We start from the raw sequence: 13,264 nt of genomic DNA on the forward strand, positions 1-13,264 counted from the left end.
CCGGCGATCGCGATGCCCAGAGTAAACGCGCTGCTGATCGGCATCGACCGGTACCGGCGGCCGGGGATGGACCTGCGCGGCTGCGTCAACGACATCGACCTGGCCGAGCGGGTCCTGCGCGACCGGATCGGGCCGGCCGACCTGGCCGTCGAGCGGCTCTGCGACGAACAGGCCACCCGCGGCGGCGTCATCGAGGCGTTCCGCCGCCACCTCGGCGGGCTGGGCCCCGGCGACACCGCCCTGTTCTGGTACAGCGGACACGGCTCGACCGGCCCGCTGCCGGACGAGATCTGGTACTCGGAGAACTCCGGCATGTGCCAGACGCTCGTGTGTCACGACAGCCGGGCCGGCGCGCCCGACCTGTACGACAAGGAGCTCGCGGTCCTGGCGCGGGAGGTGCTGCACAGCGGCGCGCAGCTGGTGACGATCCTGGACTCCTGCCACTCCCGCGGCGGGATGCGCACCCCGGACCCGTTCCTGACCCCGCGGCTCGCCCCGGCGCCGCAGAGCGCGCCGACGCTGCGCGAGCTGCTGCCGGAGCTGGCCACGGACCCGGCCCTCGCCGCGGGCCGGCAACTGCCCGAACACATCGCGCTCGCCGCGTGCGACGAGTGGGAGCTGGCGAACGAGCGGCCCTTCGCCGACGGCTGGCACGGCATCTTCACCGAGGCGCTGTGCCACGCCCTGGCCCGGCTCGGCCCCGACGTCACCTACCGTGAGCTGTACAGCCACGCCCGCTGCCGCGTCGAGGGCCGGCTCTCCCGCCAGGTGCCGACGCTGGAGGCGCTCGAAGGCGTCGCCGACCGGGAGTTCCTCGGCGGCGCCATGCGGTCGCGGGCGGCGCGGATCGTCATGCGCCACCTGCACGGCCGCTGGGAGCTCAACACCGGCGCGCTCCACGGTGCCGTCGCCGGCGCGCGGTTCGGCGTGCACGGCGCCGAGCCGCTGCGGGAGGTCGACGTCGTGGCAGTACACCCGCATCGAAGCATTGTCGAACCGGACGGTTGGGCGCCGGACACCATGGCGCAGTACGAGATGGTCCTCACCGATGTGCCGCTCCCGCCCGTCGCGGTGTCGATCGACGCCGACCCCGACGTCATCGCGGCCCTGACCGGCGCCGTCCAGGTCAGCGGCGCCGGTGGCGGGCCCTCCCCGCACATCCGGATCGTGCCGCCGGCCGACGCGGCCACCTCGGCGCTGCGGCTGCGGGTTCAGCAGGTGGACCGCGCCCGCACCCTGCAGATCACCGGGCCCGACGGCAAGCCGCTGGCCGCGCCGGTGCCCGCCGACGGCGCCGGCATCGAGCAGACCGTCCGCGACCTCGAGCACATCGCCCGCTGGCTGCAGGTCCGCAACCTGGAAAGCGGATCCCCGGCCCTGCAGGACGCGGTCCGCCTCGAAGTGGTCCCGGCCCGGCCCGACGGTTCGCGCCCGCCCCGCGGCCAGGCCCAGCCGGTGGCCGCGTACGACTGCACCTATCGCTGGGACGGCGCGCGGTGGGTGCCGCCGACGGTGTACATCCGGCTGCACAACACGACCGACCGGAAGCTGTACTGCGTGCTGCTGGACCTGACCGACCGGCACCGCATGCACGCGAACCTGTTCCCGGGCGAATTCGTCGCGGCACAGTGGACGGTCGAGGCCGCCAACCGCGGCCCGATCACCGCGTCCCTGCCCCCGGAGCGGCCGGTCGAGCCGGGTGCGTCCGTCACCGACTGGCTGGTGTTGCTGGTCGCGGAGGAGCAGTTCAGCTCGGACCCGTTCGCGCTACCGCGCCTGCGCGAGGTGCCGGACTCGGCGGCGCGCGGCGCGCGGCCCGGCATCACCGGCGTGCTCGACCGGCTCGGCCTGCTCGCCGTCCGGCGCGACCTGGACGCGCCACCGCCGCCGGTCGCGCTGGACTGGGCGGTCACGGTCGTCGAGTTCACCACCCGCGTTCCATGATGGACGCCGAGAGCGCCCGCGCGGCCGCGGCCCGGGCGGTGGCGCGGGCCCGGGCGGCCGGCACCGGGACGGACGACGCGGCCCGCGTGCTCGGCTCGGCACTGACGGACCTCGGAACCAGCCTGGCCCGGCTGGGGCGCACCGACGAGGCGCTGGCCGCGCACGCCGAGGCGGTCGAGGTCTTCCACACGCTCGCGGCGCGGACCGGTGCCGTGGCCGACCGGGGCAACCTCGCGGCCGCGCTGGACAACCTCGGCAACCGGCTGGCCGACGGCGGGCGGCCCGCCGACGCCTGCGCGGCCGCCCAGGCCGGGGTGGACCTGCGCCGGCCGCTCGCGCGCGACGACCCCGAGTACAGCGGCGACCTCGCCCGGTCCCTGAACAACCTCGGCGGCCGGCTCGCCGAACTCGGCCGCCCGGACGCGGCCCAGGTCCTGGCCGAGGCGGTCGCCATCTACCGGGCCACGCCCGGCGCCCGGGACGAACACTGGGCGTTCGAGCTCGGCGCGTGCCTGTTCAACGCGGCCGCGGTCGCCGCCGAGGCCGGCGACCTCGGATCGGCCCGCACCGACGCGGCCGAGGCCGAGGCGCTGCTGCGGCCACTGGCCGAGGCCGACCCGGCCCGGTTCGCCGGCTACCACGCGCAGGTCACCGCCCTGCTCGCCGAGCAGCCGCCGGTCGGCCCGGCGCCGTCCGGGACCGACGAGGAGCGGGCGTTCACCCTGTACCTGGCGGCCGACGCCCGGCGCGAGGCGGCCATCCCGACCCAGGACGTTGCCGGCCTCGATGCGGCGATCGGCCTCATGGAGCAGGCCGGCCGGCTGGTGCCGCCCGGTCACGTGTACGCCGTGGCCATGGCCGGTGACCTGTGCACCCTGCACCGGATGCGCTTCGAATGGACCGGCGACGCGGCCGCGCTGGAGCGCTCCATCGCGGCGGGCGAGGACGCCGTGCGCGCGGGGGCCGGCCATCCGGCGCTCGGGCTGCTGCGGTCCAACCTCGGCATCGCGCTCCGGGTGCGGTACGAGGTGACCGGAGACACCGACGCCCTGGACCGCGCGGTCGCCTGCGGCCGGCAGGCGGTCGCCACCCTCGGCCCCGGCCATGACGACCTGCCGCTGGCCCGGGCGAACCTGGCCGCCGCGCTGCGGGCCCGGGCCGACCTGGACCGCGACACCGGGCCGCTGGCGGAGGCGGCCGCGCACTACGAGGGCTGCCTGGCCGCACTGCCCGCGGACCACCCGCGGCGGGGGCCGGTCACCGGTGACCTCGCGATGACCGTGTACACCCGGTTCGAGCTGACCGGCGACCCGGCCGACGCCGACCGGGCGAAAACCCTGAGCCGCGCCGCCCTCGACCTGATGCCACCCGGCCACCCGGACCGGGGGCTGCACCTCACCAACGCGGCCATCATCGGCGCGACCGCCGCCCACCCGGCCGACCTCACCGCACTGACCGAGCGGGCCCTGACGGCCGGCCGGGACGAGGACCTCGACGCCGCGATCGCCGCCGCGCGGGCCCAGCTGGAGCCACTCGTCGCCTACCACCCGCAGCGCGCCGGCCTGCTGCTGCGACTCTCCACCCTGCTGGAATCCAAGGCCTCCCGCACGGCGGACCGGGAAACCGCCCGAGAAGCAGTGCAAAACGCTCGTCTGGTACTGCGAATGCCCGGACTGACCGCAGACGGCCGCGCGGCCGCGCAGGCCTGCCTCGCCGGTGCGCTCAACCGCTGGTTCTACATCAGCGGCGACGAGGCCGCGCTGGACGAGGCGGTGGCGGCCGCCCGGGACGCCGCAGCGGCCGGGGCCGACGAGCACCTGCGCGGCGGCGCGACCCAGACCCTGGCGATGGTCCTGCGGGCCCGGGCGATGAGCCGCGGCGGCCAGGACGACCTCGACGAGGCGATCCGGCTCGGCCGGGCCAACCCGCGCACCGCCGGCGGCCCGGCCGAGGCGATGCCGACCGCCGCGGCCGTGGCCGACCTCGCGCACGCCCTGCTGATCGCCTATCAGCGCACCGGCGACCTCGCCCACCTGGACGAGGCGATCTCGCGGCTCAGCCGGAGCCTGCGGGACGACACGACGGCGACGCCCCGCGAGGTGGCGGGCAACGCCGCCCTGTTCGGCGGGCTGCTCCGGCACCGGTTCCAGGTCCGCGGCGACCTCGCCGACCTCAACGCCGCCGTCGAGATCACCGAGTGGGCGCGCCGCTCGGACGCGCTGGCCGGCGGCGCCCGGGCCGACGCCGCGAACCAGCACGCCCTGGCGGTCACCGCCCGGCTCGCCGAGACCCGGGACCCGGCCGACGCCACCGCGGCCGTCGACGCCGCCCGGCAGGCCTGCGCGGCGCTGCCGGAGCACAACCCCGACGGCCGGGTCGTCCGGCTCATGCTCGCCACCAGCCTGCACAACCGGTACCTCGTCACGGCCGCGCTGACCGACCTGGCCGAGGCCGCCGACGTGGCCGCCGACGCCCTGGCCCTGGTTCCGGCCGCCCACCCGGCCCGCAGCCGCTACCTGCACGCCATGGCCTGGATCCGCTTCCAGCTGTACGAGGCCACGGGCGAACGACCGGACCTGGCCGCCGCACTGGCCGGCGCCGAGGAGGCCGTCGGCGCCGCCGCCGACGGCGACCCGTACCTGGGCCGCTACCTCATCGACATGGCAGACATGTACGCCCGCACCGGACGACCGGCGGACGCCCTGGACCTGCTCGACCGGGCCGCGGCACTACCCGGTGTCCCCGCGGGCGAACGCGCCGACGCCGCCATCGCCGCGGCCGGCCTCGCGGCCGTGCACGCCGAGTGGCACCGCGCCCGCGCCTGCTACGGCCGGGCCGTCGCCCTGCTGCCGCTGCTCACCTGGCGCGGCCTGCACCGCGCGGCCCGCGAGGACCAGCTCGTGCGCCGCTCCGGCTGGGCCGCCGACGCCGCCGCGGCCGCCCTGCACGCCGCCGACCCCCGCCACGCGGTCGAGCTCACCGAACACGGCCGCAACGTCCTGTGGGACCAGGCGCGGCAGATCAGCCCGCACCTCGACGCCCTGCGCGCCGAACACCCCGACCTGGCCGGCCGGGCCGAACGAATCCGGGCCGACCTGGACAGCGCGACCCGCACCACCGCACCGTGGTCAGCCGAGACCGACGCCCTCGTCGGCCTCGTCCGCAAGGCGGAGCGCTGACGTACAGACGGACCTGACACTGCTCGCCGAGCGCATCCGCGCGACCAGCCTCGACCTCGATCGCCGGGCGCCCTTGAAGAGCCCATCTCGTTAGCGCGGCTGCGGCTCGCCTGCGGGCGGCGGGTCGGCCAGCAGGGCGTGCATCTCCCGCAGTAGCCGCTCCCGCCGCACGTCGGCCCGCAGCTCGCGCAGCACCCCGGCCACCGGCCCGCCACGACTGCCGAAGGTGGTGGGCCGCAGCGAGTCCACGTCCAGCAGCTCACGCAGCTCCGCGAGCCGGCGGGCGGCCCGTGGATCGAGCCGGGCGGTGGCGCCGCGCACGGCGATCCGCTGGCTCCACAGCACCGCGCGGCCCTGCTCGAGCAGTTCCACGGCGTCTGCCGGGCGATCCGCCCGGATGGAGGCCTCGGCGGCGGCACCGGCCAGCCCGGCCCGTTCGGCGAGGTGGAACTCCTGATCGGCCCGGCGCAGCCGGCGCCCCGACAGCAGCGGCAGCAGCGACAGCGCCACCCGGAAGGCGTCGACGGCCACCGACGGGTCCCCGGCGGCCCGGGCGGCGTGCCCGGCCGTCGACGCCGCGGCGAGGCGCAGCGACGGCGCCGCCGAGCCGGCCCCGGCCGCGCGGGCCAGGGCGGACATCGCCTCGAAGTACCCCGGTCCGGGCTTGTGCGGCCCGAGCAGGGCGGTGGCGAGGTAGAAGCTCGCCCGGGCCTGGTCGGGGCCGCCGGCCGAGGCCTGCCGCAGCAGGTCCACCGCCCGGTCCCGATCGGCCACGCCGGCGGTGCGGCGGGCGCGCTCGGTCAGGGCGGTGCCGAGGTTGCCCGACATGCTGAGCGTGTCCCGTGCGCCGTCCGGCAGCGCCGCCAGGCCGGCCTCGAACGCCGCCACCGCCGCGTCGAGGTCCGCGGGGTCGCCGTCGGCGGTGTACCGCGCGAGCCGGGCCACGCCCAGGTTCGACACGTAGCCGGACCGCTCCGGCGAGCCGGGCCGCACCGTCGCCACGGCCGCCTCGTGCTCGCGCAACGCGGCGTCCAGGTCGCCCGGCTCACCGGTCCGCTCGAAGCGTGCTCGCCAGGCCAGGCCGAGGTTGTTGCGGTGCCGGGCCGCATCCGGGTGGCTGCCGGGTACCGTTCGCGCGGCCTCCTCGAGCACGACCCGGGCGGCGTCCAGATCGAGCATCGTGGCCGAATGGTCGGCGCGGACGGCGAGCAGATTGCCCAGATTGCCGAGCATCGCGGCCCGTTCGACGTGGCCGTCGCTGACCTCCACGGCCCGCTGGCCGAGGGCTACGGCCGCGTCCAGGTCGGTGCGGTCGCCGGCGTGCTCGAAGCGGGCGCTGAGCGCGAGGGCCAGATTGCTCAGCCGGTCGGCGCTCGGCGCGAGCCGCTCCGCCTCGGTCAGCGCGTCGACGGCCGCGGCCAGGTCGGTCTCGTCGTCCAGGTGCTCGAAGCGGACCAGGTGGGCGTTGCCGAGGTTCATCAGGACGTCGGGGAGCGAACCGGCCTCGCGCGCGTACCCCCGAGCCTTCTGTAGGTCCTTGATGGCGGTGTCGAGATCGGGGAGGCGGCCGTAGGCCTCGAATCGGGCGATGCCGTTCGTGCCACGCGTGTTCCAGGCGTTCGTGCGGGACCGCGGGTCGCCCGGAAGCTCCTCGATGTCCTGCAGCAGGTCGTGCGCGGCGGCGAGATCGGCCGGCACTCCCGAGCGGTCGTAGCGGGCCCGCAGCGCGACCGCGGCCGAGTTGCGCACGCTGAGCAGTCTCGGATCGTCTGCGCTCAGCAGAGCGGCGACCGCCCGGAGCGCGAGCAGCGCCTCCTCGACGTCCGCCCCGGCGCCGGCCCGGCGGAAGCGTTCCACCAGTGCGTTGCCGAGGTTCTGCCCGGCCATCATCGACAGGTCGCCGTCCGCGCCGGCGACCGCCGCCCGGCCGGCCGACACCGCCGCGTCCAGATCGCCGGCATCATCGGCGAGCACACCGCGCTCACGCAGTGCGGAGGCAAGACCGGCGAGGTAGTGCGCCCGCTGCGGGTCATCCCCACCGGCCAGCCGGGCCGCCCGGTCGAAGGCCCGGATCGCCCCGTCGAGGTCGTCCGCGTCGCCGGCCTGCAGGAAACGCCGGATCAGGGCGGTGCTCAGGTTGCTCAGCCGGGGCGGGTCGGCCGCGGCGGCCTCCGCGGTCAGCACCTCGATGGCCCCGTCCAGGACCGCCGGGTCGTCGTCCTCGATGGCGCGCCGCAGCAGCCGGGTGCCGTCCGCGTTCTCCTCGATCAGGTCGTGCAGGCTCGCCGGCACCAGATCCGGGCGCACCGGGTACAGCTGGGCGTAGAACGTCATCGCCCGCTGCAGGTCGGGCTCCTGGTCGAGCGCCTGGAACCGGGCCAGATGGAAGTGGCCGAGCACCTGCAGCCGGCGGACGTCCACGCGCTGACCGGAGCGCAGATCCGCGGCCGCCGCCTCGGCCAGCCGGGCCGCGCCGGCAGTGGTCACGGCCGCCCGGTCGCCGGCGGTGAACCGTTCGACCAGTTCGCGCAGCCGGCGAGCGGCGTCGTCGCCGTCGGGCAGCGGCTCTGCGTCGGCCATGGAGTGAACCTACAGTCGCGACCCGGCCGGGAACGGTCGGCGACAGCAAAATGCGGCCTCCGGACCGTGAAGTCCGGAGACCGCATTGCCGATCAGTGCGGCGTGCGGGGCGGTCAGAGCGCGCTGCTACGACCCCGGCCCATGACGGCGACCGTGATGGCGACACCGACGGCGGCCACGAGGACCTGGACCAGGAGCTCGCCCCAGTCGACGCCCGGGGTGTCGGTGGAGACGCCGATGGCGTTGGCGATCGCGGTGCCGATGAGCGCGGCGACGACGCCGATGACCATGGTGAGCCAGATCGGGATGTTCTGGCGGCCGGGGACCACGAGCCGCCCCAGCGCACCGATGATCAGACCGACGATCAACGCGGTGATGATTCCGGTGACGGTCACAGTTTCCTCCTGAAGGCTGTCGAGCGGCGCGGTTCCCGCCGCCGAATTCGGTCTGCCCGCTACGCCCGCATCGCAAACGTGGTACCGCTCCCAACCACGCCGCCGGGTGTACTCCTTGACGCAACCGATCGGTTGTGTAGTGCTTCGAGAGCCGCGGGCGGCGGCACTAGGCGCCGGGTGGGCCGCTGCGCCGCCACGCGTACCAGCCTCGGCACAGCACGTAGGCGACGGCGGTCGCGGTGACCACAGCACCGTCGATGATCGCCGTCTGCTTCCCACCCGGAAGGTCCCAGGCCAGCAGCGCCTGGGCGGTGACCGCGCCCTTGTGCAGCATGATCAGTTCGAACAGGCCGCGCTGCGCGCGCGGCGCGGCCGCCAGGAGTGCCCACATGCCGGCGAAGACGAGATAGGCCATCGTCCGCCAGAACTCGGTGAGCAGATAGTCGTCGGGCGCACGGCTGACCCGGGTTATTCCGTCGGCGAACGCACCCAGGGTGGCGACCGCGCACACGGCCAGGAGGATGCGTCCGATGCGGTCCGGGACCGGGCCCCGGCCGCCGAGCCGCGCGGCTGCGGTACTTGTAGAGGTCGTTGACATCGCACCACCGTGCCGTCGCACATGGCGCCGTCGCGTCGGCGGAACCTACGTACGCTCAGCGTCACCTCCCGGCGGATGCTGAGCGATCCCGAATTCGCGCAGCTGCCGCCGCGATGAGATGCCGAGTTTGCGGTAGATGTTGCGCAGATGCGCCTCCACCGTGCGCGGACTGAGGAACAGCTGGGTCGCAATCTCCGGTGCCGTCGCACCGGCGGCCGCGCGCCGGGCGATGTGCAGCTCCTGCAGCGTGAGCTGGTCGAGGCCCTGCGCGGTGCGGCGGCGGGCGTGCTGGCCGGTCGCCCGCAGCTCATCGGCCGCACGCCGGGCGAACGCCTCGATGCCGTGCCGGGACAGCATGGTGTGCGCCGTGGTCAGCTCCCGCCGGGCGTCGCGCCGCCGGCCCTGCCGGCGCAGCCACTCCCCATACAGCAGGTGGGCCCGGGCCCGGTAGGGGATCAGCGTGCTGTCCTGCAGCCACCGGACGGCTTCGCGGAAGTCGTCCTCATCGCCGGTGACAAGCGCCCGGGCGTATGCACCGACCCCCAGGCCGGTCGGCGTGCGGCTGCCGTCGACCCGTTCGGCCAGCCGGTCCAGCGCGGCGGCCGCCTCCTGCTCCTCCCCGCATCGCACGGCCGCCTCGATGTGCTCCGGCAGGGCCATGCCGGTGAGGAAGAGGTCGTCGCTGGAGGTGGCGCTCCGCGCGGCGTCGAGTGCGGCCGGGTAATCGCCCAGACCGTTGTGCAGGACCGCGGCCGTCCAGGTGAAGTTGGCGCGGAGCTGCCCGGAGGCCGGCGCGCCGGCCCGCGGCTGCAGCAGCTCGACGTCCGCCTTCCGGCCGCGCATGGCCGCCAGTTGCAGCCGGTGATACACGAGCGGCGGCGCGCCCGTCGCGTCGGCGATGGCCTCCTCCTCGACGATCGCGGCCACCGCGGCGTCGAGGTCACCGGTCAGGACCGCCTGCTGCGCCGCCTGGGCCAGCCCGACCCGCAGCGGCATGGGCGCGCCCGACGCCCGCCCGACGGCCAGCAGCGACGCGGTGATCACCGCGTGCACCTCGGGATCCCAGAGCTCCGTGGCGAGCATGATGGACAGCGACGGCCACCGCCGCCACAGCGGTTCGCCGGCGCGTTCGAGGGCACAGCGCATCAGCGGTGCGGCCTTGCGGTGCCCGTCGTCGACCAGGGCTAGGAGCGCGTCCAAGGCGTCGGTCTCCCGATCCGTCCGCGGGGTGCGGGCAGCCTCCTCGAGGAGGCCGGGCAAGGTGGCGCTCGCGCATCCCGCGGAGAGGCTCAGCTCGAGCGCCTCGATGAGGCACTCGCGCGCCTGGACCGGGTCGAGCGGTGCCAGCCGGCGCGCGGCCTGCAGCATGAACGCCGCGCCGTTGCGGTCGTCGCGGTGGATCAGGGCGAGGCCGCCCAGGGCCCGCTCGGTGCGGGCCCGTTGCGCGACGTCGAGCGGGTGGCAGTTCACCACCGCGAGCAGATCGGCCGCGGCGTCGAACCGGCCGGCGTCAAGGTTGGCGTGGGCCGCGTCGAGGGAGCGCTCGATCCGGGCGCCGGGCTCCAGCGTCAGCGCCGCGGCCTGCTCCAGCAACGCCGCGACGGCCTGGACCCCGCCGCGCGACCGCGCGGTCATCGCGGCACGCTCCAGGTCCGCGGCGACCGCATCGTCCGGGCCGGCGGCCGCCTGCGCCCGGTGCCACGCCCGCCGGACCGGGTCGGTGGCCGCGTCGGTCACCTCGGCCAGGGCCCGGTGGGCGGCCCGGCGCTGCCGCGGGTCGGCGGCGCCGTAGACCGCCGAGCGGGCCAGCGGATGGCAGAACCGGACCCGCGCGCCGAACTCGGCCAGGCCCGTCGCCGCCGCCTCCGCCGCGACCGCCGGCACCTGCAGGCCGAGCCGCTGGGCGGCCGGCCACAGCAGTGCGGCGCTCCCGGTGGGGTCGGCGCTGGCGACGGTCAGCAGCATCCGGGCGCCGGCGGACAGGCCGGCCAGCCGCTCCCGGTAGCCGCGTTCGATCCGCGACCCCATCGGCAGCGCGTCCGGTGGACCGAAGCCGCCGCCCTTCGGGAACTCGAGCAACGCCAGCGGATTGCCCCGAGCCTCGGCCACGACCCGGTCCCGCACCTGCGGATCGAGGGGCACGTAGCTGTACGCCGACAGCAGGGCTCGGGAGTCCTCGGCGGTCAGGCCGTCCACCGGCAGGGCCGGGAGCTCGTCCAGACCGCTGGCCTCGGCCTGCGGGCGAACCGCGAACAGGACCGCGATGCGCTCCACGCCGATGCGCCGCGCCACGAACGTCATCGCCGCCGCTGAGGCGGTGTCCAGCCACTGCGCGTCGTCGAGCAGGCAGACCACCGGCCGGTCACCGGCGGCCGACGCGAGCAGGCTGAGCACCGCCAGTCCGACGCCGAGCGGGTCCGGCCGCCCCTTGGCCAGCCCGAGCGCCACCTCCATCGCCTCGCGCTGCGGAACCGGCACGTCGGGGAGCCTCCCCAGCAGTGGCGTGCACAGCTGGTGCAGGGCGGCGAACGGCAGCTCCGTCTCGAACTGCGACCCGGACACCGCCATGACCGCACACCCGTCCGCGGCACCGCGAGCGTAGCCGAGCAGGGCACTCTTCCCGACGCCCGGCTCGCCCCGCAGCACCAGGGCACCGCCGCGGCCGGCCCGGGCCGCGGCGATCACCGCGTCGATCCGCTGCTGCTCCGCACCCCGGCCGACGAGCGCAGCGCCGCGCGGAAAGATTCGCATCCGGCTACGGTAACCACCGCCGGACGCCCGCACCCAGACGTAAGTAGGTTCTACCGACGCGACGAGGCCGGAGCCGCCGCCAGGCTGGACCGCATCACCGACCGCGTCACCGGGAGCAGATGTGATCTACCACGGCAACCGCATCGCCTTGCGCGACGGCCTGCCCGCCGACGTCGTGCAGCGCGCGCTGACCTTGATGCAGACCGTCGGCACGGCAATCCCCGCCGTGCGAAGCTTCGTCGTCGGCATCGATGTCGGCGCCGACTACGACTTCGGCGCCGTGTTCGTCCTGCCGGATCTCGACGGATATCGGGAGTACCTGAACCACCCCGCCCACCTGGCCGTCGAGCGCGACGGGCTGCCCCTGATGGCGAAGTTCGAGGCCTTCGACATCACCGACGATGACGACGCCGACTTCCCGGCAAAGGTGGCCGACCTGCAAAAACGCCATCTCGAGGCGCACCCCGACCTGGCCGCGCTCATGGCGGCGCTCCCGACCCATCTCGGCAGCAGCGCCACAACCACATGACCGCCGCGATCACCCCGTCGCGCAACGACCCCGGCAACCTCGACTACGAGGCGCACGAGGTGGAAGGCCAGCCCGGCCGAGGACGGCATCCGTCTCTTGCGCCCATTCCCTCCCGCGCCGTGACGCAGGCGCCACACCTATCGCCACTGGTCGATCAATTCAAGCGACCTGAACACGGGAGGAGCAACGTGACATCCCCTGACGACCAGGCCGTGGTGACCTGCGACGGCCACGGGGCCGATCCGGAGGCGAAGATCCGCTACCGCGGCGAGACGTTGATCAACGCGCCGCTGCAGACCGTCTGGGACCTGCAGACCGACGTCGAGCGCTGGCCGTCCTGGCAGGCGGCGGTCACCGGCTGCCGGCGCCTCGACGAGGGCGACCTGCGGGTCGGGTCGGCGTTCCGGTGGACGACACCGGTTCCGGAGACGCCGCTGAACCCGGCCACGTCCCTGGTCGTCGTGTCCACCGTCGAGCAGCTGGCCACGGGCCGGTGCATCCGGTGGACCGGCGCGGGGACCGGCGAAGGCGTCCACATCGACATGGGCGTGCACGTATGGACGTTCACCGAGGTCGCCGACGGCGTCCTGGTGCGCACCGAGGAGACCTGGACCGGCGAGCAGGTCGAGGCCGACGTGGCGACCTCCACCGCCTACCTCGGCTACAGCCTCGAGGCCTGGCTGGCCGACCTCAAGACCACCGCGGAAGGCCGGTGAACCCCGTGCCGGCCCTCCCTCGTTCCCGGCCCCTCATCATCAGCGCCTGGTCGGCCACGTTCCTCGTCGCTGTGCAGTTCGCCATGGTGGCCGTCGTCCCGGTCACCATCGCCGTGGTCGCCGTGCTGCGCAACGGACGCCTCCGCGCCCTGCGCTGGTGGACCGCCGCGTTCGCCGCCGCCTACGCGGCGGGCCTGGCCCTGTGGGCGATCGGACCGGACCGCGCGCCCAGCCTGTCGAAGAACCTGCACCCCGCGCACGCGATCGCCATCGTCGTCCTCGGCGTCGCCCTGGCGGTCGCCTACCACGTCCTGCGCCGACGACCCGCGGCACCGTGACGCTCAGGGCGGCGGGAGGGCCTTGACGGCGTTGCGTTCGTCCGTGGTCCGGTAGGCCTCGGCGGCCTGATCGAGCGGGAGGGCGACGTCGGGCAGGAAGCGGCGCACGGGGGCCGGGCCGCCGGTGCGGGGCCGGCGCGGCCGGCTGATCACCACCGGTGAGGGCTCGACGGTGGGGATATTAAAAACTCGCTTAAACTCTGATGAAGGTCTATTGATCGGCGTTTCCGTCCG

General features: G+C 75.2%; 10 protein-coding genes. 5 read left to right on the plus strand and 5 right to left on the minus strand.

Going from position 1 to position 13,264, the window contains the following annotated elements; genetic code table 11:
* Positions 1-12 precede the first annotated feature (12 nt).
* Together ACIA8L_RS50630 and ACIA8L_RS50635 are read left to right on the plus strand one after the other, a co-directional pair.
* Positions 13-1,944 carry a caspase family protein gene (locus ACIA8L_RS50630; RefSeq protein WP_395916581.1) on the plus strand — a complete coding sequence of 644 codons (1,932 nt, stop codon included), beginning with the start codon at positions 13-15 and terminating at the stop codon, positions 1,942-1,944.
* Positions 1,941-5,123: a tetratricopeptide repeat protein gene (locus ACIA8L_RS50635; protein ID WP_395916583.1), complete on the plus strand. Its 3,183-nt coding sequence runs from the start codon at positions 1,941-1,943 to the stop codon at positions 5,121-5,123. The genes ACIA8L_RS50630 and ACIA8L_RS50635 overlap by 4 nt, the downstream gene beginning before the upstream one ends.
* A gap of 90 nt (positions 5,124-5,213) precedes the next feature.
* Here ACIA8L_RS50635 and ACIA8L_RS50640 read toward each other — a convergent pair whose 3' ends face one another.
* The 4 genes from ACIA8L_RS50640 to ACIA8L_RS50655 all read right to left on the minus strand — a co-directional run bounded on the left by ACIA8L_RS50640 (position 5,214) and on the right by ACIA8L_RS50655 (position 11,447).
* Positions 5,214-7,703, minus strand: a complete 2,490-nt coding sequence (locus ACIA8L_RS50640; protein ID WP_395916584.1) for a hypothetical protein — start codon at positions 7,701-7,703, stop codon at positions 5,214-5,216.
* Positions 7,704-7,816: 113 nt separating this feature from the next.
* A complete protein-coding gene (locus ACIA8L_RS50645; protein ID WP_395916585.1) occupies positions 7,817-8,098 on the minus strand; it encodes a GlsB/YeaQ/YmgE family stress response membrane protein in 282 nt (93 codons plus the stop codon).
* A 166-nt stretch (positions 8,099-8,264) separates the two neighbouring features.
* A complete protein-coding gene (locus ACIA8L_RS50650; protein WP_395916587.1) occupies positions 8,265-8,696 on the minus strand; it encodes a hypothetical protein in 432 nt (143 codons plus the stop codon).
* Positions 8,697-8,741: 45 nt separating this feature from the next.
* The gene (locus ACIA8L_RS50655) at positions 8,742-11,447 is read right to left on the minus strand and encodes an AAA family ATPase (RefSeq protein ID WP_395916588.1); all 2,706 of its coding nucleotides are present in this window, start codon (positions 11,445-11,447) and stop codon (positions 8,742-8,744) included.
* 121 nt (positions 11,448-11,568) lie between these two features.
* Between ACIA8L_RS50655 and ACIA8L_RS50660 the strand changes: the two genes are divergently transcribed.
* From ACIA8L_RS50660 to ACIA8L_RS50670, 3 genes are all read left to right on the plus strand, one after another.
* The gene (locus ACIA8L_RS50660) at positions 11,569-11,976 is read left to right on the plus strand and encodes a Dabb family protein (RefSeq protein ID WP_395916590.1); all 408 of its coding nucleotides are present in this window, start codon (positions 11,569-11,571) and stop codon (positions 11,974-11,976) included.
* A gap of 188 nt (positions 11,977-12,164) precedes the next feature.
* Entirely contained in the window at positions 12,165-12,692 is a 528-nt protein-coding gene (locus ACIA8L_RS50665) for an SRPBCC family protein (RefSeq protein WP_395916592.1), read from the plus strand.
* Entirely contained in the window at positions 12,689-13,030 is a 342-nt protein-coding gene (locus ACIA8L_RS50670) for a hypothetical protein (protein WP_395916593.1), read from the plus strand. Before ACIA8L_RS50665 ends, ACIA8L_RS50670 begins: the two co-directional genes overlap by 4 nt.
* A 3-nt stretch (positions 13,031-13,033) precedes the next feature.
* Here the strand turns inward: ACIA8L_RS50670 and ACIA8L_RS50675 are convergent, their stop codons facing one another.
* Entirely contained in the window at positions 13,034-13,186 is a 153-nt protein-coding gene (locus tag ACIA8L_RS50675; protein WP_395916594.1) for a hypothetical protein, read from the minus strand.
* Positions 13,187-13,264 lie beyond the last annotated feature (78 nt).

The sequence above is a fragment of the Dactylosporangium sp. NPDC051541 genome, assembly GCF_044454505.1.
In the GTDB taxonomy this organism is placed as follows: Bacteria; Actinomycetota; Actinomycetes; order Mycobacteriales; family Micromonosporaceae; genus Dactylosporangium.

Bases quoted from the DNA above. Each gene is read 5' to 3' on its own strand.
- ACIA8L_RS50630 (WP_395916581.1), top strand. From the start codon at position 13: ATGCCCAGAGTAAACGCGCTGCTGATCGGCATCGACCGGTACCGGCGG.
- ACIA8L_RS50635 (WP_395916583.1), top strand. From the start codon at position 1,941: ATGATGGACGCCGAGAGCGCCCGCGCGGCCGCGGCCCGGGCGGTGGCG.
- ACIA8L_RS50640 (WP_395916584.1), bottom strand. From the start codon at position 7,703: ATGGCCGACGCAGAGCCGCTGCCCGACGGCGACGACGCCGCTCGCCGG.
- ACIA8L_RS50650 (WP_395916587.1), bottom strand. From the start codon at position 8,696: ATGTCAACGACCTCTACAAGTACCGCAGCCGCGCGGCTCGGCGGCCGG.
- ACIA8L_RS50655 (WP_395916588.1), bottom strand. From the start codon at position 11,447: ATGCGAATCTTTCCGCGCGGCGCTGCGCTCGTCGGCCGGGGTGCGGAG.